Source organism: Mesorhizobium sp. M7A.F.Ca.US.006.04.2.1 (assembly GCF_004022915.1).
Classification (GTDB): domain Bacteria; phylum Pseudomonadota; class Alphaproteobacteria; order Rhizobiales; family Rhizobiaceae; genus Mesorhizobium; species Mesorhizobium ciceri.
The window spans coordinates 1-823 of sequence record NZ_RZQA01001444.1; the positions used below are offsets into that span (position 1 = coordinate 1).

The following is an 823-nucleotide window of genomic DNA, read 5'->3' on the forward strand; positions in this document are numbered from 1 at the left end:
ACACCATCACCGACGGCGACGGCGACACCTCGACGGTGACGCTGGACATCACCGTCAACAATGTGACGGTGACGGCATCCGACACCGATGCTCTGGTCAGCGAGAAGGGCCTTGCGACGGGCAGCGACGCGGCCGGTAACAGCGAGATCTTCAACGGCGCGATCACGCCGGCCGGCGGCACCGGCCCGTACACCTATACGCTGACCTCGCCGGCCAGCGGCAGCTACGGCAATCTGGTGCTCAACGCCAACGGCACCTATACCTACACGCTGACCCAGACCTATGATGGTGCGACGACCAACAATGGCATCACCACCGAGCAGGACAAGGACAGCTTCACCTATACGGTGACCGACGCCCACGGCAACACCACCACCGGCTCCATCCTGGTCGACATCGTCGACGACATTCCGACGGCGCATGCCGACACCAACAGCGTGTCGGAAGGCGCGCAGGCCTCGGGCAACGTGCTGACGGACGGGACGGCGGACGTTCTGGGCGCCGACGGCGCGGCACCTGGCGGCGCGGTGACGGGCGTGGCAACCGGTTCGAACGTGTCGAACCCGGTAAGCGGCAATCTCGGCGGAGCCGGGATCGCGGGCCAGTATGGCACGCTGGTCCTGGGCGCCAACGGCGCCTACACCTACACGGCCAACCCCAACGCGGTGACCACCAATGCGGTCGATCACTTCGTCTACACCATCACCGACGGCGACGGCGACACCTCGACGGTGACGCTGGACATCACCGTCAACAATGTGACGGTGACGGCATCCGACACCGACGCTCTGGTCAGCGAGAAGGGCCTTGCGACGGGCAGCGA

The 823-nt window shown here is 65.9% G+C and carries 1 protein-coding gene; it reads left to right on the plus strand.

Annotation, left to right across the window (positions count from 1 at the left end; translation table 11 throughout):
- A partial coding sequence (locus tag EN925_RS37940) for an Ig-like domain-containing protein (protein WP_206633187.1) occupies nt 1–823 on the plus strand: 823 nt, incomplete at both ends.